This is a genomic window from Cellulomonas sp. PhB150 (assembly GCF_003755175.1).
Classification (GTDB): Bacteria; Actinomycetota; Actinomycetes; order Actinomycetales; family Cellulomonadaceae; genus Cellulomonas.
Genome location: NZ_RKHX01000003.1, coordinates 462,254 through 478,943, shown reverse-complemented (window position 1 = coordinate 478,943; position 16,690 = coordinate 462,254). Strand labels below are relative to the sequence as shown.

17 protein-coding genes are annotated in these 16,690 nt (G+C 72.9%); 10 read left to right on the top strand and 7 right to left on the bottom strand.

The window, feature by feature from the left end; genetic code table 11:
• Positions 1 to 20 precede the first annotated feature (20 nt).
• Entirely contained in the window at positions 21 to 188 is a 168-nt protein-coding gene (locus EDF34_RS17540) for a hypothetical protein (protein WP_158615086.1), read from the top strand.
• Positions 189 to 204: 16 nt separating this feature from the next.
• Here EDF34_RS17540 and EDF34_RS12535 read toward each other — a convergent pair whose 3' ends face one another.
• Positions 205 to 576: a glyoxalase superfamily protein gene (locus EDF34_RS12535; RefSeq protein WP_123371802.1), complete on the bottom strand. Its 372-nt coding sequence runs from the start codon at positions 574 to 576 to the stop codon at positions 205 to 207.
• A 120-nt stretch (positions 577 to 696) separates the two neighbouring features.
• On the opposite strand from EDF34_RS12535, the gene EDF34_RS12530 reads away from it, so the two are divergent.
• A complete protein-coding gene (locus EDF34_RS12530; protein WP_123371941.1) occupies positions 697 to 879 on the top strand; it encodes an antitoxin in 183 nt (60 codons plus the stop codon).
• A 1-nt stretch (position 880) separates the two neighbouring features.
• Here EDF34_RS12530 and EDF34_RS12525 read toward each other — a convergent pair whose 3' ends face one another.
• A complete protein-coding gene (locus EDF34_RS12525; protein WP_123371801.1) occupies positions 881 to 2,344 on the bottom strand; it encodes an XRE family transcriptional regulator in 1,464 nt (487 codons plus the stop codon).
• Between the two features lie 151 nt (positions 2,345 to 2,495).
• Between EDF34_RS12525 and aceA the strand changes: the two genes are divergently transcribed.
• From aceA to EDF34_RS12505, 4 genes are all read left to right on the top strand, one after another.
• Positions 2,496 to 3,830, top strand: a complete 1,335-nt coding sequence (aceA, locus tag EDF34_RS12520; protein WP_123371800.1) for an isocitrate lyase — start codon at positions 2,496 to 2,498, stop codon at positions 3,828 to 3,830.
• A gap of 21 nt (positions 3,831 to 3,851) precedes the next feature.
• A complete protein-coding gene (gene aceB, locus EDF34_RS12515) occupies positions 3,852 to 5,507 on the top strand; it encodes a malate synthase A (RefSeq protein ID WP_123371799.1) in 1,656 nt (551 codons plus the stop codon).
• A 146-nt stretch (positions 5,508 to 5,653) separates the two neighbouring features.
• A complete protein-coding gene (gene wrbA / locus EDF34_RS12510; RefSeq protein WP_123371798.1) occupies positions 5,654 to 6,256 on the top strand; it encodes an NAD(P)H:quinone oxidoreductase in 603 nt (200 codons plus the stop codon).
• A 9-nt stretch (positions 6,257 to 6,265) separates the two neighbouring features.
• On the top strand, positions 6,266 to 6,487 hold the full coding sequence (locus tag EDF34_RS12505) for a hypothetical protein (RefSeq protein ID WP_123371797.1): 222 nt from the start codon (positions 6,266 to 6,268) through the stop codon (positions 6,485 to 6,487).
• Here EDF34_RS12505 and EDF34_RS12500 read toward each other — a convergent pair.
• The 3 genes from EDF34_RS12500 to EDF34_RS12490 all read right to left on the bottom strand — a co-directional run bounded on the left by EDF34_RS12500 (position 6,459) and on the right by EDF34_RS12490 (position 8,433).
• Positions 6,459 to 7,154 carry a GNAT family N-acetyltransferase gene (locus tag EDF34_RS12500; RefSeq protein ID WP_123371796.1) on the bottom strand — a complete coding sequence of 232 codons (696 nt, stop codon included), beginning with the start codon at positions 7,152 to 7,154 and terminating at the stop codon, positions 6,459 to 6,461. The two genes, EDF34_RS12505 and EDF34_RS12500, sit on opposite strands and share 29 nt — an antisense overlap.
• Positions 7,155 to 7,206: 52 nt before the next feature.
• Positions 7,207 to 7,620 carry a VOC family protein gene (locus EDF34_RS12495; protein WP_123371795.1) on the bottom strand — a complete coding sequence of 138 codons (414 nt, stop codon included), beginning with the start codon at positions 7,618 to 7,620 and terminating at the stop codon, positions 7,207 to 7,209.
• 177 nt (positions 7,621 to 7,797) lie between these two features.
• Positions 7,798 to 8,433, bottom strand: coding sequence for an NADPH-dependent F420 reductase (locus EDF34_RS12490; RefSeq protein WP_123371794.1), 636 nt, complete (start codon positions 8,431 to 8,433; stop codon positions 7,798 to 7,800).
• Positions 8,434 to 8,775: 342 nt separating this feature from the next.
• Between EDF34_RS12490 and map the strand changes: the two genes are divergently transcribed.
• Complete coding sequence (gene map, locus EDF34_RS12485) at positions 8,776 to 9,540, top strand: type I methionyl aminopeptidase (protein WP_123371793.1); 765 nt, start codon at positions 8,776 to 8,778, stop codon at positions 9,538 to 9,540.
• Here the strand turns inward: map and EDF34_RS12480 are convergent.
• On the bottom strand, positions 9,524 to 10,786 hold the full coding sequence (locus EDF34_RS12480) for a M18 family aminopeptidase (RefSeq protein WP_123371792.1): 1,263 nt from the start codon (positions 10,784 to 10,786) through the stop codon (positions 9,524 to 9,526). The two genes, map and EDF34_RS12480, sit on opposite strands and share 17 nt — an antisense overlap.
• A gap of 178 nt (positions 10,787 to 10,964) precedes the next feature.
• Here EDF34_RS12480 and EDF34_RS12475 point away from each other — a divergent pair, with 178 nt between their 5' ends.
• From EDF34_RS12475 to EDF34_RS12465, 3 genes are read left to right on the top strand one after another with little or no spacing between them, the layout of a single operon-like run.
• Positions 10,965 to 14,099, top strand: a complete 3,135-nt coding sequence (locus EDF34_RS12475; protein WP_233575367.1) for an esterase-like activity of phytase family protein — start codon at positions 10,965 to 10,967, stop codon at positions 14,097 to 14,099.
• Between the two features lie 58 nt (positions 14,100 to 14,157).
• On the top strand, positions 14,158 to 14,667 hold the full coding sequence (locus tag EDF34_RS12470) for a GNAT family N-acetyltransferase (RefSeq protein WP_123371791.1): 510 nt from the start codon (positions 14,158 to 14,160) through the stop codon (positions 14,665 to 14,667).
• Positions 14,664 to 15,122: a low molecular weight protein-tyrosine-phosphatase gene (locus tag EDF34_RS12465; RefSeq protein ID WP_123371790.1), complete on the top strand. Its 459-nt coding sequence runs from the start codon at positions 14,664 to 14,666 to the stop codon at positions 15,120 to 15,122. Before EDF34_RS12470 ends, EDF34_RS12465 begins: the two co-directional genes overlap by 4 nt.
• A gap of 54 nt (positions 15,123 to 15,176) precedes the next feature.
• Here EDF34_RS12465 and EDF34_RS12460 read toward each other — a convergent pair whose 3' ends face one another.
• Complete coding sequence (locus tag EDF34_RS12460) at positions 15,177 to 16,661, bottom strand: MFS transporter (RefSeq protein WP_233575366.1); 1,485 nt, start codon at positions 16,659 to 16,661, stop codon at positions 15,177 to 15,179.
• Positions 16,662 to 16,690: the final 29 nt, after the last annotated feature.

Below are 16,690 nucleotides of genomic sequence, written 5' to 3'. Positions count from 1 at the left end.
CGCACGAGAGGAGGACGACGATGAGCGAGCAGTCGAACGGCGCCGTCGCCACCGCCGCCCCGGTGAACCACGCGTTCACGGAGCCCAACCTGTTCCTGTCCGAGACTGGTCCCCTGCGCGTCGAGGGGCGCACGACGCCCATGCAGCGCACGATCAACGAGGTCCCCACCCAGCGCGACCAGGCCTGAGGCTGGTCACGCCACCTCACGCGCGAGGCGGCAGCTGCTGGATCGACCACTCGTTGCCGTCCGGGTCCGAGAACCCCGTGAACCGCCCCCACGCCAGCTCCTGGACCTCGGGGGCGTCGACGCCGTTGGCCACGAGGAACGCCCGTGTCTCGTCGGCGTCGTCGACGACCACCTGGATCCCCTTCATCGAGCCGGGGACGGTGTCGATGATCCCCTCGCCGATCGCGATCGAGCAGGCCGACCCCGGCGGCGTCAGCTGGACGAACCGCAGCGTCTCCGAGACGCGCACGTCATGGTCGACGACGAAGCCGACCTGGTCGGCGTAGAACGACTTGGCTCGGTCCACGTCCGTGACGGGGACGAGGATGAGCTCGATGCGGATGTCCATGGCGGTGCCTCTCGTCGATCTGGATCTTCCGGACATCGTCCCGCCGACCACCCACACGTGCGCCTGGCGTCGGGCGAGGGCATGGTGGTGGTCCAGGAAGAGCGACGCGAGGAGACGGCGATGGGGCTCGACGATCTGGTCAACAAGGCGAAGGGTGCGCTCGGAGGCCACGAGGAGCAGGCCAAGGACGCGCTCGACAAGGCGGCCGAGGCCGTGAAGGCGAAGACGGGCGACGGGACCGACACCAAGGTCGACGACGTGGTCGACAAGGCCAAGGAGTACCTGGACCAGCAGAAGGGCTGACCTACTGCTCCGGCGCGTGCCGGTCGAGGAACCGGTACACCTCGGTGGTGTCCACCCCGGGGAACACCCCGACCGGCAGCGCCGCGAGCAGCGACGCGTGCGGCCGGGCCGACGGCCACGACTGCGTCGCCCACCGTGCGGCGAGCTCGGGCGGCGCCTCGCGGCAGCACGTCGGCTCGGGGCAGCGCGACGCGGACCGTTCCGTCGTCTCGCGGCCGCGGAACCAGCGCACGTGCGCGAACGGCACGCCCACCGAGACCGAGAACGCGCCCTGCGAGGAGGTCTGGACCCGGGAGGTGCACCAGTACGTGCCCGACGGGGTGTCGGTGTACTGGTAGTACGGCGTGAACCGGTCGGCGAGCGTGAAGACGACGCGCGCGGTCCACTGCCGGCACACCGGCTGGCCCTCGATCGCGCCCAGCGGGTCCGAGGGGAACACGACGCCGTCGTTCTCGTACGCCTTGTGCAGCGTGCCGCCCTCGTGGACCTTCATGAAGTGCACCCGGATGCCCAGGTGCTGGGTCGCGAGGTTGGTGAAGCGGTGGGCCGCGGTCTCGTACGGCACCGCGAACGCGTCGCGCAGGTCCTCGACGGACAGGCGCCGCTCGTTCTTCGCGGCCTGCAGGAACGGCGCCGCGCCGTCCTCGGGGATCATCAGCGCCGCGGCGAGGTAGTTGGCCTCCACGCGCTGGCGCAGGAAGTCGCCGTAGTCGGCCGGCTCGGCGTGGCCGAGCACGTGGCTGGCGATCGCCTGCAGCAGCGGTGAGCGCCCGTCGCTGAACCCGGGGTTGCCCTGGGGCAGGTAGATCCGGCCGTTGGCCAGGTCGGTGACCGTGCGCGTGGAGTGCGGCAGGTCCTGGACGTAGTGCAGCGAGAAGCCGAGGTGCGCGGCGATGTCCGCGGTCGAGCGCTGCGAGAGCGGACCACCCGGGTGGCCGATGGCGGTCAGCAGGCGCCGTGCGTGGTCCTCGAGCTCGGGGAAGTAGTTGTCCTGCGCGCGCATCCGGGCGCGCAGCTCGGCATTGGCGCGGCGGGCCTCCTCCGGCGTCGCGGCGTTCTCGGTGAGCAGGCGCTGCACCTCGTTCTGCAGCCGGACCAGCGCCTCGAGCGCGTCGGCCGGCAGCGAGCGGCCGACCTTGACCGGCGGGACGGCGAGGTTGGCGAACAGCGGGCCGCGCTGGGCGCGCTCGAGCTCGATCTCCATCGCGGCGCGGCGGCTGGGCGGGTCCGTGCGCAGCAGCTCGGCCAGCGGCACCTCGAGCGCGTCGGCGACGACGGCGAGCAGGGACAGCTTGGGCTCGCGGTGCCCGTTCTCCAGCATCGAGACCTGCGAGGCCGCGCGCCCGACGGCCGCGCCGAGGTCGTCGAGCGTCATGTTCCGCGCCGTGCGCAGGTGCCGGATGCGCCGGCCCAGCACGAGGGTGTCGATGCCCCCGGAGGCCGTGGTGGTGGACGTCGTCGTCATGCCTCCCACCGTCACACGCCGCCAGGCTTCCGTCCAGGAGAAGGAACGCCGATCTTCTGCGCACCCGGCGGGGGAAGAACGTGACTGCGTGCAGGAACGTGGTGGTCAGGCCACAGGGCCGAGAAGAACGCACAGATCGAAGGAGGCAGCCATGACCACGCAGACTCACCCGGCAACGACGTCGGGTGGCACGACGGTCCGCCCCGGCGACCAGACGCAGACGGCCGACGAGCTCGCCGCGGACTGGGAGCTCGACCCGCGGTGGGCCGGCATCCGCCGCACCCACACCGCGCAGGACGTCGTCGCGCTGCGTGGATCGGTGCGCGAGGAGCCGACGCTCGCCCGCAGGGGGGCCGAGCGCCTGTGGGAGCTGCTGCACTCGCGGACCCACGTCCCCGCGCTGGGCGCGCTGACCGGCAACCAGGCGGTCCAGCAGGTCCGGGCTGGCCTCGAGGCGATCTACCTGTCCGGCTGGCAGGTGGCCGCCGACGCGAACCTCTCGGGTCAGACGTACCCGGACCAGTCCCTGTACCCGGTCAACTCCGTGCCGGCCGTCGTGCGGCGGATCAACAACGCGCTGCTGCGCGCCGACCAGATCGACGTCGCCGAGAACGGCCGCCGCAGCCGCGAGTGGCTGGCGCCGATCGTCGCCGACGCGGAGGCCGGCTTCGGCGGGTCGCTCAACGCCTACGAGCTCATGCACGCGATGATCGCGGCCGGTGCCGCGGGGGTGCACTGGGAGGACCAGCTCGCGGCGGAGAAGAAGTGCGGTCACCTGGGCGGCAAGGTGCTGGTCCCGACGTCGCAGCACGTGCGCACGCTGTCCGCGGCGCGGTTGGCCGCCGACGTGGCCGGGGTGCCGACCGTCGTCGTCGCCCGGACCGACTCGCTGGGTGCTGACCTCCTGACGTCCGACGTCGATCCCCGCGACGAGCCCTTCCTCACCGGCGAGCGCACCGCCGAGGGGTACTACCGGGTGCGGCCCGGCCTCGACGCGGTCGTAGCGAGGGCGTCCGCCTACGCGCCGCACGCCGACCTGATCTGGGTGGAGACCTCGACGCCGGACATCGGGCTCGCCATCGAGTTCGCGGAGCGGATCCACGACGAGTTCCCGGGAAAGCTGCTCGCCTACAACTGCTCGCCGTCGTTCAACTGGCGCCAGCACCTGTCCGACCACCAGATCGCGCGGTTCCAGCGCGAGCTCGCCGGCCACGGGTACGCGTTCCAGTTCATCACCCTCGCCGGCTTCCACGCCCTCAACCACTCGATGTTCGCGCTGGCCAGCGGCTACGCGTCGTCGGGCATGTCCGCCTACGTCGAGCTGCAGGAGGCCGAGATCGCCTCCGAGGCCGCCGGGTACACCGCGACGCGACACCAGCGCGAGGTCGGCACCGGCTACTTCGACCGCGTCGCCACCGCCATCAGCCCCGACAGCGCCACCCTCGCGCTCGCGGGCTCCACCGAGACGGCGCAGTTCAGCCACTGACTTTTCGACAGGAGCAGTCCCATGACCGTCATCACCCCGTCGCCCAGCCGCAACCGGCTGACCGACCCGTTCGCCCGCCCGCGCCTCGACATCACCGGCCCGGCCGTCCCCGGCACCGCCGAGATCCTCACGTCGGAGGCGCTCGACTTCCTCACCGACCTGCACACCCGGTTCGCCGGCCGTCGCCACGACCTGCTGCTCGGCCGGCAGCACCGCCGCGACCGGTTCTCGAACGGCATGGACCCCCAGTTCCAGCCCCTGACCGCGGGCATCCGCGCCGACCCGGCGTGGCGCGTTGCCGGTCCCGGTCCCGGGCTCGAGGACCGTCGGGTCGAGATCACCGGCCCGACCGACCGCAAGATGACGGTCAACGCGCTGAACTCGGGCGCGAAGGTGTGGCTCGCGGACCACGAGGACGCGATGAGCCCCACGTGGACGAACGTCGTCGGCGGCCAGCTCAACCTGTTCGACGCGATCCGCGGGCAGGTCGACTTCACGACCGACGAGGGCCGCTCGTACGTCGTGGGCGAGGAGACGCCGACGATCGTCTTCCGCCCCCGCGGTTGGCACCTGACCGAGAAGCACCTCGACTTCGTCGACCGGGCGGGCCAGCACGGCGCCGCCTCCGCGAGCCTCGTCGACGCGGGCCTGTACCTGTTCCACAACGCGCAGGCACTGATCGACTCGGGCCGCGGCCCGTACCTGTACCTGCCCAAGCTGGAGGGCTACCTCGAGGCGCGGCTGTGGGACGAGGTGTTCCGGTTCACCGAGACCTACCTCGGCCTGCGGTACGGCACGATCCGCGCGACGGTCCTCATCGAGACGATCACGGCCGCGTTCGAGATGGAGGAGATCCTCTACGAGCTGCGCGACCACTGCGCCGGCCTGAACGCGGGCCGGTGGGACTACATCTTCAGCGTCATCAAGAACTTCCGGAACCGCGGCCCGCGCTTCGTCCTTCCGGACCGGTCGCAGGTGACGATGACCGTCCCGTTCATGAAGGCGTACACCGAGCTGCTGGTCTCGACCTGCCACCGCCGCGGCGCGCAGGCGATCGGCGGGATGAGCGCGTTCATCCCCAACCGGCGCGATCCCGAGGTCACGGCGCGGGCGCTCGAGCAGGTGCGCGCGGACAAGCGGCGCGAGGCCGGGCAGGGGTACGACGGCACCTGGGTCGCGCACCCGGACCTCGTGCCGGTCGCGCGCGAGGCGTTCGACGCGTTCCTCGGCTCCCGGGTCGACCAGCGCGACCTGCTGCGGTCCGACGTGCACGTCACCGCGGCCGAGCTGCTCGACATCCCGTCGGCCGGCGGAACCGTGACCGACGACGGGCTGCGGGCGAACGTCTCCGTGGCGGTCCGGTACCTCGAGTCGTGGCTGCGCGGCGTGGGGGCGGCGGCGCTCGACAACCTCATGGAGGACGCGGCGACCGCGGAGATCTCGCGGTCGCAGGTGTGGCAGTGGGTGCACCAGGAGGTCGTCACCGCCGAGGGGACGACGATCACCGCCGCGCTGGTGCGCTCCGAGCTCGCCGCCGTCCTCGCCGCGGTCCCGCGCTCCGAGGGTGACCGGTTCGACGACGCGGCCACCCTGTTCGAGCAGGTCGCGCTCGCGGAGGACTTCCCGACGTTCCTCACCGTCCCCGCGTACACGCAGTTCCTGGTGGAGCAGGGGTAGCTCGCGGCCCTCGTCGGGCGCTGCATCGCTGGTTGAACGACACGCCGCAGATCTCGCGGCGTGTCGTTCAACCATGCGTGCAACCGAGGTGCGGGACCGCGGGCAGCGGGTGACGATCGAGGGGTCCCCACCACGAAGGAGCCCCCATGAGCGTCCGCGTCGCGATCGTCTACTACTCCGCCACCGGAAGCCTGCAGGCGATGGCGGAGCGGCTGGAGCAGGCCGCCGCCGGCACGGGGGCTGAGGTCCGACGTCGCCACGTGCGCGAGATCGCGCCGCGCGAGGCGATCGATTCCAACCCGGAGTGGGCCGAGCACGTGGCGGCACTGGCCGACGAGCCCGTCGCGGAGCCGGACGACATCGCCTGGGCCGACGTCGTCCTGCTCGGCTCACCGACCCGGTTCGGCAACGTCACGAGCCAGTTCCAGCAGTTCATCGACCAGCTCGGCCCGCTGTGGTCCGAGGGCAGGCTCGCCGACAAGGTGTACGCGGCGTTCACGTCCTCGCAGACAGCGCACGGCGGCCAGGAGACGACGCTGCTCGCGATCTACCGGATGGTCGCCCACTTCGGCGGCATCGTCGTCGCGCCCGGATACACCGACCCGCTGAAGTTCGCCGACGGCAACCCGTACGGCGTCTCGCACGCGAGCGGCGCGGACAACGACGCACCGCTGGGCGACAAGGAGCTCGCCGCCCTGGACCACCTGGCCCACCGGGCGATCGACATCGCGACCCGGCTCGCCGCTTAGGGTGGCCCGATGCTCGAGTCGATCCCCGGAGGCAAGGCGCCCGGCGCACCGCGTGACCCGATGGTGCAGCCGCGCTACCTGGGCGTCGTGCGCGACGACGGCGTCGAGCTGATCTACGGCACCGACGAGCGCGACGAGGTGCCCGACGCCCTCATTGAGGCCCTCGAGGCGGAGCTCCGCGCCGAGCCTCAGCCGCGCGGGCTCACCCTCGTCCCGGACCAGACCGACTGACGTCGATCGCGATCTGCAGACCGGTCCGGACGAAGCCGAGCCGGTCGGCGACCGCCTTCGACGCGGGGTTATCGACCGACGCGCGCCACTGCGGGACGAGCCCGGGCGCGTGGTCCATCGCGGCCCGCGCCGCGGTGCGTGCGAGTCCGCGGCCACGGGCGTCGGGCACGACGAGGACTCCGAGGTGGGCCACCGCGTCGTCCCAGACCTCGTAGCCGGCGAGCGCGACGGGACGCCCGTCCTCCCGGGCCACGACGCGCGTCGGCATCTCCCGGATGCCGCTCTCGTCCTGGTCCGCCTCGCTGCAGGCCTCCACGACATGTCGGACGTCGTCGTCCGTCGCGAGCTCGGCGGGTGCGCCCGCGGTGGGCTCGGCGTAGGCCAGGCTCGCCGAACCGATCGGGTCCGGCGCATGGTCACGGAGCGCCTGGAGCAGGTCCGGCAGGTCGAGCAGCCGACCCGCACCGAGGGGCGCCAGGGCGCTCAGCGCGGGGACGGGTCCCGTGGCGACGACCGTGTCGCCCAGCGCCACGATGACGACCGCGTCCATGTCGTCCCGCTCGACGAGAACGACCCCGGGCGATGTCAGCGCCTGCTCGTCGACCCGCAGTCGTGCCGCCCAGACGCGCCGCACGACCGCGAGGGTGGCTGGGCTCAGGCTCGGCATCGGCCGAGTCTGGCATCGTGCCGCGTCGCGAGCGCGACCGCGTCGGCCGGGGTCACCCGTTCTCGTCGAAGAAGCAGAAGGGGTGGCCGGCCGGGTCGAGCAGCACGCGCACGTGCTCCTGCGGCTGGTGCTCGGCCAGCCGGGCACCGCGGGCCAGCGCGTGCTCGACGCCGCGCGGCAGGTCGCTGACCAGCACGTCCAGGTGCAGCTGCATCTGCTGGTGCCCGGCGTCCGCGGGCCAGACCGGCGGCTCGTAGAGCGGGTCGCTGCTGAACGAGAGGCCCGTGCCGCCCTGCGGCGGGCGGAGCATCGCCCAGCCGGGCTCGTCGTGGATCCGGACCCAGCCGAGCAGAGACTCGTAGAAGTCGGCCAGGGCGTTGGCGTCGCGGGACTCGAGGACGGTCGCGGAGATCGAGAAGTCGAGGCCCTCGTGCGTGTTCGGGACGGCGCGCGGAGGGGTGTCCATCGCTCCAGGTTCCCGCGCGGCGCCCCGGAACGCGACCGATCCCGCCGCACTTGGTGCAGGAGTGGCCTCCTGAGACCAGATCGAGTGCTCAGGAGGCCACATCCGTCACAAGTGCGGCGGGATGCGTCCGCGTGGACGCGCGACGGCCGCGAGAACGGCCGGCAGGGGGGGCCGGGGTCAGCGGGTGGCGGCGGCCAGGGCCTGCGTCAGGCCGGCCGCGTCGAGCTCCGGGCCGTAGGCGGGCAGGTCGCGCTGGTAGCGCCAGCCCTCGGCGAGGTCGCCGGCGTCCACGACGTCGAAGCCGATCCGGTCGATGAACGCGGCCGCGGTCGACTTGGCAGAGTCAGAGTCGCCCGCGATGGCCAGCGCGCGGCGGCCGGGGGTGCCCGACGGCTTGCCCTGCGAGCCGAGGTGGTCGGACTGGATGTGGTTGAACGCCTTGACGACCTGGTCGCTGCCGAGGTGCTCGGCGAGGACCTCGGCCGAGGTGGTGGCCCCGGAGTCGAGGGCCTCGTGGTGGCCGTCGCGCTCCCAGTAGTAGTTGTTCGTGTCGATCACGACCTTGCCCTGGAGCTGCTCGACGGGCACCTGGTCGACGGCGAGGAACGGGACGCTGACGACGACGAAGTCGCCGGCCTCGGCGGCCTCCGTCGCGGTCGCGGCGCGGGCGCGGTCGCCGAGCTCGCCGACGAGGTCCACGAGGGTCTCGGGCCCGCGGGAGTTGGAGACGACGACGTCGTAGCCGTGCTGGACGGCCAGGTGGGCGAGCGTGCCGCCGATGTGGCCGCTGCCGATGATTCCGATGGTGGTCATGGCACCTCGCAACCCCGCCCGTACGGCACGTGTTCCCTTCTCGGAGAAAACGCTTGGCACGTCACACGGAGCGGACGTACGGTCGAGGAACACTGGAAGGAGGTGGTCTGAGACATGAAGTCTTCTTGGACGCGTGAGGTGACTGCCCGCTAGTCGCCCGAGTACTCGGACGGATTGCTGATCCGCCCGCAGGCTCCGCCGGACCTCCGGCAGGGCGGCGAGCGAATACCCGGCAGTCACCGCAGCCCGTGGGAGCCGCGATCTCGTCCATCGCGGCAGGGCCCCGTCGAGGGGCCCAGCCCACGGGCTGTTTCCTGCCCGAACTCTGGCAGGGTGGGAGCCGTGGCCCTCAAGACCCCTGCCGAAGTCAACGCGATGCGCCCCGCCGGGAAGTTCATCGCGAGCGTCCTGTCCTCCTTGCGCGAGGTCGCGCGCGAGGGCATGACCCTCAAGGACCTGGACCGCCACGCGCACCAGATGATCGACGCGGCCGGCGCGCACTCCGTCTACCTGGGCTACCACCCGTCGTTCGGCGCGATGCCGTACCCGGGCGTGCTGTGCACCTCGGTCAACGACGCCGCGCTGCACGGGCTGCCCAGCGACTACGTCCTGCAGGACGGCGACGTGCTGAGCATCGACTTCGCCGCGCAGCTGCAGGGCTGGGTGGCGGACTCCGCGCTGACCTTCCAGATCGGCACGACGACGCCCGAGGCGACGAAGCTCGTCGAGACGACCGAGCGCGCGCTCGCGGCCGGCATCGCCGCAGCGAAGCCCGGCGGCCGGATGGGCGACGTCTCCGAGGCGATCGGGAAGATCGGCCGCGCCGGCGGCTACGGGATCAACGCGGACTTCGGTGGCCACGGCGTCGGCCGCACGATGCACGAGGACCCGCACGTGCCGAACCTCGGCCGCGCCCGGACCGGGCTCAAGCTCAACCCGGGCCTGGTCATCGCGATCGAGCCGTGGTTCATGGCCGGCGGCGACGGCTACGTGATCGACCCCGACGGCTGGACGATCCGCACCGCGGACGGGTCGATCGCCGCGCACGCCGAGCACACGGTCGCGATCACCCGCGACGGCCCGGTCGTGCTCACCGCGCGGGACTGAGGAACGCGTACATCGCGCGCGTCAGGTACCACGGGTCGACGACCGCGGTCAGCTCGCGCGCCGAGTGCATCGACAGGATCGGCACGCCGACGTCGACCGTCCGCAGGCCCAGCCGCGTCGCGGTGATCGGCCCGATGGTCGAGCCGCAGGGCACGGCGTTGTTGGAGACGAAGCTCTGGCTCGGCACGCCCGCGCGCTCGCACGCGGCGGTCCACAGCGCGATCCCGACCGCGTCGGTCGCGTAGCGCTGGTTCGCGTTGATCTTGAGGATGGGCCCGCCGCCCGCGACCGGGACCGTCGTCGGGTCGTGCCGCTCGGCGTAGTTCGGGTGCACGGAGTGGCCGACGTCGCTCGAGACGCAGACCGACGACGCGAGCGCCCGGTGCGCCTGCTCGGCGTCGGCACCGAGGCCGGAGCGGATGCGCGCCAGCACGTCCGACAGGAACGGGCCGGCCGCGCCCGAGCGGGTCTCCGAGCCGACCTCCTCGTGGTCGAACGCCGCGAGCACCGTGATGTCCTCGGAGTCGGCGAGGAGCAGGGCCGTCAGGGCGGCGTGCGTGGAGAGCAGGTTGTCCAGGCGCGGGGAGGCGAACAGCTCGTCGTCGGCCCCGAACGTCCGCGGCTCCTGCGTGTCGACGAGCGTGAGGTCCCAGCCGAGCACGTCGGCCGGGTCGCACACGTCGCCGACGACGGCTGCGAGCAGCCCGGGCGCGTCACCGAGCCCCCACACCGGCTGGGTGTGGCGCTGCTTGTCGAGCGTGAGGCCATCGTTGACCTGCCGGTCCAGGTGGATCGCGAGCTGCGGGATGCGCAGCAGCGGCCCGGTCCGCACCAGGTGCTCCCCGGAGCGGGTCGCGATCCGGCCGGCGACGGCCAGCTCGCGGTCGAGCCAGGAGTTGAGCAGCGGGCCGCCGTAGACCTCGACCGACGCCTGCCGCCAGCCCGCGCGCGAGGCGTCCGGCGTGGGCTTGAGCTTGAAGCCCGGCGAGTCGGTGTGGGTGCCGAGCACCGTCACGGGCGTCGTCGGGCCGGCGGTCGGCGGGACCACCCAGGCGATGACGGCGCCGTCGCGCACCACGACGTGCCGGCCCGGTCCGGTGGGCCACTCCGCGGACTCGTCGAGCGGGGTGAACCCGGCCGCGACGGCCCGGCGGGCCACCTCGTGGGCGGCATGGAACGACGAGGGCGACGCGGTGACGAAGGCGGCGAGGTCGGCGGCGTGGGCGTGGGCATCGGTGTGAGGCACACCCCGATCGTCTCAGGTGGCGGGGCTCACCGTGCCGTCGTCGGCCCGCCTGCCGCCGTTCACCTGGACGTCCGCCCGACGACACCGGGGCCCGAGAGCCTCGACCGACACCCCCGTCACCTGGAGGAACTCGATGCTGCCTGTGCCCCCGCGTCGTCGCGGCCGCACCCTGACCGCCGTGACGACGACGCTCGCCGTCGCCGCGGTCTCGACCCTCGGCGGAGCGCTCGTCGCGCACGCCGCCGACGCACCTGCCCCCGGGTGGTCCGCCGCGGGCTGGACCGCGCCGGCCGCCGACCAGACGTTCCACCGTCTGGCGACCTACCCCGTCTACCTCAACCGCCCCGCCACCGCCGCGGCCGCCGACCCCACGGTCGCGGAGATCTCCGCGGTGAGCGAGGACGGCAAGACGTTCATCCACACCGACGCCCTCGCGCGCCGGATCGGCTTCGTCGACATCACGGACCCGGCGAACCCCGTCGGGAAGGGCACGCTCGACCTCGCGGCGGACCTGAACGTCGGCGCGCACGCCGAGCCGACCTCGGTCGCCGTCGTCGGCGGATACGTCCTCGTCGTCGTGGACACGTCCGAGTCGTTCACCGCACCGAGCGGCAAGCTCGTCGTCGTCGACCTGGCCACGCAGGGCGTGGTCCGCCGGTTCGACCTCGGCGGCCAGCCCGACTCGATCGCCCTCACGCCGGACAAGAAGCACGCGGCGATCGCCATCGAGAACCAGCGCGACGAGGAGTTCAAGCCTGCCGGCGGCAAGAAGGGCGACCTCCCGCAGGCGCCCGGCGGCTTCGTGCAGCTCGTCGACCTCCCGTCGAAGAACTCGCCGGCCGACTGGGAGCTGCGCAAGGTCGAGCTGACCGAGGCCGACCTCGCGGGCGTCGACACGCCCTCGGACCCCGAGCCCGAGTACGTGGCGATCGACCCCACCGGCTCGACCGTGGCCCTCACGCTGCAGGAGAACAACGGCGTCGTCCTCATCGACATCGCCTCGGGCGCGGTCACGAAGGTGTTCAGCGCCGGGTCGGTCGCGGTCAGCGGCATCGACGTGGCCAAGGACGGCGTGATCAACCAGACCGGGTCCATCCCGGCCACGCCGCGCGAGCCCGACGCGGTCGCGTGGCTCGACGCGACGCACATCGCGACGGCGAACGAGGGCGACTGGAAGGGCGGCACGCGCGGCTGGTCCGTCTTCGACACCACGACCGGGCTGCCGGTGTGGGACGCGGGCAACACGCTCGAGCGCCTCGCCGTGCGCACGGGCCTGCACTCCGAGGACCGCGCCGCGAAGAAGGGCGTCGAGATCGAGGGCCTCGCCGTCGCGACGCTCGGCGGCACGACGTACGCGTTCGTCGGCTCGGAGCGGTCGAACTTCGTGGCCGTGTACGACGTGAGCGACGCGCTGAACCCCGTGTTCGTGCAGGTCCTGGCCACGACCAACGGGCCCGAGGGCATCCTGCCGATCCCGTCGCGTGACCTGCTGCTGGTCTCGAGCGAGACCGATGACGCGACCAAGAACGTGCGCTCGTCCGTGTCGGTCTTCGGCCGCGGAGCCGCCTACGCCGACGCGCCGGCGACGTTCCCGTCGGTCGTCTCGGCCGACGACAGCGCGGGCCACCCCATCGGCTGGGGCGCGCTCGGCGCCCTGACGCCGGACCAGGCCGACCCGACGCACCTGTGGTCCGCCACCGACGCGGCCTACACCGACACGCGCCTGCTCTCGCTCGACGTGAGCACGACGCCCGTGGTCGTCGACGACGCGGTGCGGGTCACCGAGGCCGGCGCGGGCGTCACGCTCGACGTCGAGGGCATCGCCTCTCGCCCGGCGGGCGGCTTCTGGCTCGGCGTCGAGGGCGCGACCGGCGCGGCCAACCAGCTGGTCCGGACGTCCGCGGCCGGCGAGGTGCTCGAGCACGTGGCCCTGCCCGCCGAGGTGGCGGCCGGGCTCGACAAGTGGGGCATCGAGGGTGTCACCACGGTGAATGACGCGGCCGGCGAGCACGTCTGGGTCGCCCTGCAGCGTGGCCTGTCCACCGACCCGGGTGGCCTCGCGGGTTCCGCGCGGCTGGGCCGGTACGACGTGGCGACGCAGGCGTGGGCCTGGTTCGCCTACCCGCTCGAGACGACGTCCGTCACGGGCGACTGGCTCGGCCTCTCGGAGGTCGTCGCGGTCGACGCCGACACCCTGGCGGTCATCGAGCGCGACAAGCTCAACGGTCCGTCCGCGCAGGTCAAGCGCATCTACACGGTCGACGTGCCCGCCGACCCGGCCCCCGGGGCGGTCGCGCCGCTGACCAAGAAGCGCGCGCACGACGTGCTCCCCGACCTGCGGGCCACCGCGGGCTGGACGCAGGAGAAGCTCGAGGGCCTGACCATCGGCATCGACGGCCAGGTCTACGCGATCACCGACAACGACGGCGTGCTCGACGCGACCGGCGAGACGGTCTTCCTCCGCCTGGGCAGCAAGGCCCACGTCTTCGGCGCGGTCGCCACGTCGACCGGCCTGGCCGTCACCGGTGCGCTGACCTACGGGTCGAAGCAGACGCTCACGGCGACGGTGACCCCGGCCGCCGCGGGCACGGTGACGTTCCGGGACGGCACCCGGGTGGTCGGCTCCGCCGCGGTCAAGGCCGGCAAGGCCACGACGAGCGTCGCGCTCGGCGTCGGCACGCACGCGCTGACGGCCACGTTCGTCTCGTCGGCCGAGAACTGGGCGGGGTCGTCGTCGGCCTCCGTCTCCGTCACCGTCGCGAAGGTGACGAGCCGGACGGCCCTGCGGGTGGCGCCGACGAAGGTCACCTACGGCTCTGCCGCGAAGGCCACCGTCACGGTGACGGGGACCGCGTCCGGCACGGTCGCGATCCGCGACGGGAAGAAGAGGATCGCCACCGGTCGCCTCGCCGCCGGCAAGGTCACCGTGACGCTGCCGCGCACGCTCGCGGTCGGCAAGCACGCGCTCAGCGCCGTGTACGCCGGATCGACGACGGTCGCCGGGTCGTCCTCGTCGGCCGCCTCCGTGACCGTCGCCAAGGCCAAGCCGAAGGTCGCGATCACGGCGAAGAGCTGGACCGTGAAGAAGCACGCGAAGCCGGTCGTCACGGTGACGGTCCGCGGCGCCACGACCCCGACCGGGAAGGTGACGGTCAAGGTCAACGGCAAGAAGGTCGCGACGAAGACGGTCCGCAATGGCCGCGTCTCCGTCACGCTGCCGAAGCTCACGAAGTCGTCCACGGTGACGGCGACCTACGAGGGCTCGTCCTCCTACCTCCGCGTGACCGCGACCCACAAGGTCCGGGTGCGCTGAGCGGGGCCGGTGCCGGGCGCGCTCGACCAGGGCGCGCCCGGCACCGGAGGATGGGGCGGTGAGCCGCTTCGCTGCGTACGAGCCGCCCCGGCACGGGGTGCCGGATCCGGCGGTCGTGCTGCGGGCGGCCGCGCCGTCCGACGTCGACGGGATCCTGGCCGTCGCGGCCTCGCGCGGGGCGGTGACGTTCGGGCCCCGCGTGCCGTCGTGGGTCGTCGATCCCGGGCGGGTGGTCCTCGTGGCGGTGCTCGACGGCGTCGTCGTCGGCTGGGGCATGGTGGCCCCGTGGGCGGGGTTCGACGACGTGCCCGACGGGCTCTACGTGTCCGCCCTGACCGTCGCGCCGGCGGTTCGGCGCCGGGGGATCGGGGAGCGGCTGCTCCTCGACCTGATCGGGTGGGCGGCGCCGCGGTCCGCCATGCTGGGCAGCGTGATCAACGCGAGCAATGGCCCGTCCCTCGACCTGCACCTGCGGCACGGCTTCCGCGAGGTGGCCCGCTCCGACGCCTTCGCCGGCATCACGTTCACGGGCGGCGTCGGCGTCCTGCTCGTGCGGAGCGCCGCATGACGTACCGCGTGATGACCGTGTGCACGGGGAACATCTGCCGGTCGCCGATGGCCGAGATCGTGCTGCGGTCCCGGTTCGAGGCCGCCGGGCTGGACGTCGAGGTCGACTCGACCGGGATCAGCGACGAGGAGCACGGGAACCCGGTGGACCCGCGGGCTCGCGCCGTCCTGGCGCGGCACGGGTATCCGACCGGCGATGGGCACCACGCCCGGCAGGTGAGCGCCGCGGACCTGCCGTCGCGGGACCTCGTGCTGGCGATGACGTCGCAGCACTTCCGGGCGCTGTCCCTGCTCGGGGCGGAGCCGGCGATGTTCCGCAGCTTCGACCCGACCGCGGACGCGCCCGACGTCGACGATCCCTGGTACGGCGGGCCGGACGACTTCGAGCGGTGCCTCGCGGAGATCGAGGCGGCGGCGGACGGCATCGTCGAGCACGTGCGGGCCGAGCTGGCCTGAGGGACGACGAAGGGGCCCGCGGACGGGCCCCTTCTGCCGTGCTGGTGGATCGGGTCAGTCGACGAGCGCGAGCTCCGGCTCGTCTGCCGTCCGGTTCGGTGCCGCCTGCGTGGTCTGCGCGGCTCTGCTCGGCCGGATCGTGACCGCCAGCAGGATCACGGTCGCCGCGAGGAACATCGCCGAGACGAAGAACGCCCGGTCTGCCCCCACGACGAACGCGTGCTGCGCGATCTCCGCTGCGGTCGTCCCCGTGGGGGTCGCCCCCCGCGCCCCGGCGCTCGCCACGGTCACGAGGATCGCGAGCCCGAGCGAGCCGCCGACCTGCTGGCTGACGTTCACCAGCCCGGACGCGGCACCCGCGTCCTGCGGGGCGACACCGGCCAGGCCGGCAGCGGTGAGCGGCACGAACGCGAGCCCGTTGCCCGCGCCGAACAGCAGCAGCGGCACGAGCACCGCGAGGTAGCTCGAGTCGGCCGAGATCTGCGACAGGATCAGCAGCCCGGCGGTCGACATGGTCAGGCCACCGACCATGAGGGCCCGCATGCCGATCCGACCCATGAGCGTCGCGCTGACGCGGGACATGACGAACAGCATGACCGTCAGCGGGAGGAACGCGACGCCCGTCGCGAGCAGCGAGTAGCCGAGCACGTCCTGGAGGAACTGGGTGAGGAAGAAGAACATCCCCATCATCCCGGCGACGAGCAGCAGGCGGGCGACGGTGGCCGACGAGCGCGTGCGGTCGGCGAACAGCCGCAGCGGCGTGATCGGCGACTCGGCGCGCAGCTCGACGAGGACGAACGCGGTGAGCAGCAGGACGCCCACCCCGAAGGCCGCGAGGGTCTCGGGGTCGGACCAGCCGGCCGTGGCCGCGCGGACGAAGCCGTAGACGAGGGACGTCATGCCGATCGTCGAGGTGGCCGCGCCGAGCAGGTCGAACCGGCCACGGTGGCGGGGCGTCTCGGGCAGGACGGCCCGGGCGACGACGATCAGCGCGATGCCGATCGGCACGTTGACGAACAGCACCCAGCGCCAGGACACCCACTGCGTGAGCATCCCGCCGGCGATGAGGCCCAGCGCGGACCCGCCGATCGAGACGGCGGAGTAGTAGCCGATGGCGCGGGTGCGCTCGCGGCCCTCGGGGAACCGGGCCATGAGCAGCGCCAGGCCGGACGGGGCGGCGAGCGCCGCGCCCATCCCCTGCACCGCACGGGCGGCGAGGAGCTGGCCGGGCGACTGCGAGAACCCGCCGACGAACGACGCGAGCGTGAACAGCGTGACGCCGGCCAGGAGCACGCGGCGGCGGCCGAGGATGTCGCCGGCGCGGGCGCCGAGCAGGAGCAGCCCGCCGAAGGCGAGCGTGTAGGCGTTCATCACCCAGGAGAGCCCGGTGGCGGTGAAGCCGAGCGAGCGCTGGATGTCGGGGAGAGCGACGTTCACGATCGTCGCGTCGAGCACGAGCATGAGCTGCGTGGTGAGGATGGCGGCCAGCACCAGTCGCGGTGACGCGAGCCGGGCGGCGGAGAGGGAGGGTGCGGACACGAGGGCCTCCGCGGCGTAGGATGGGGGAA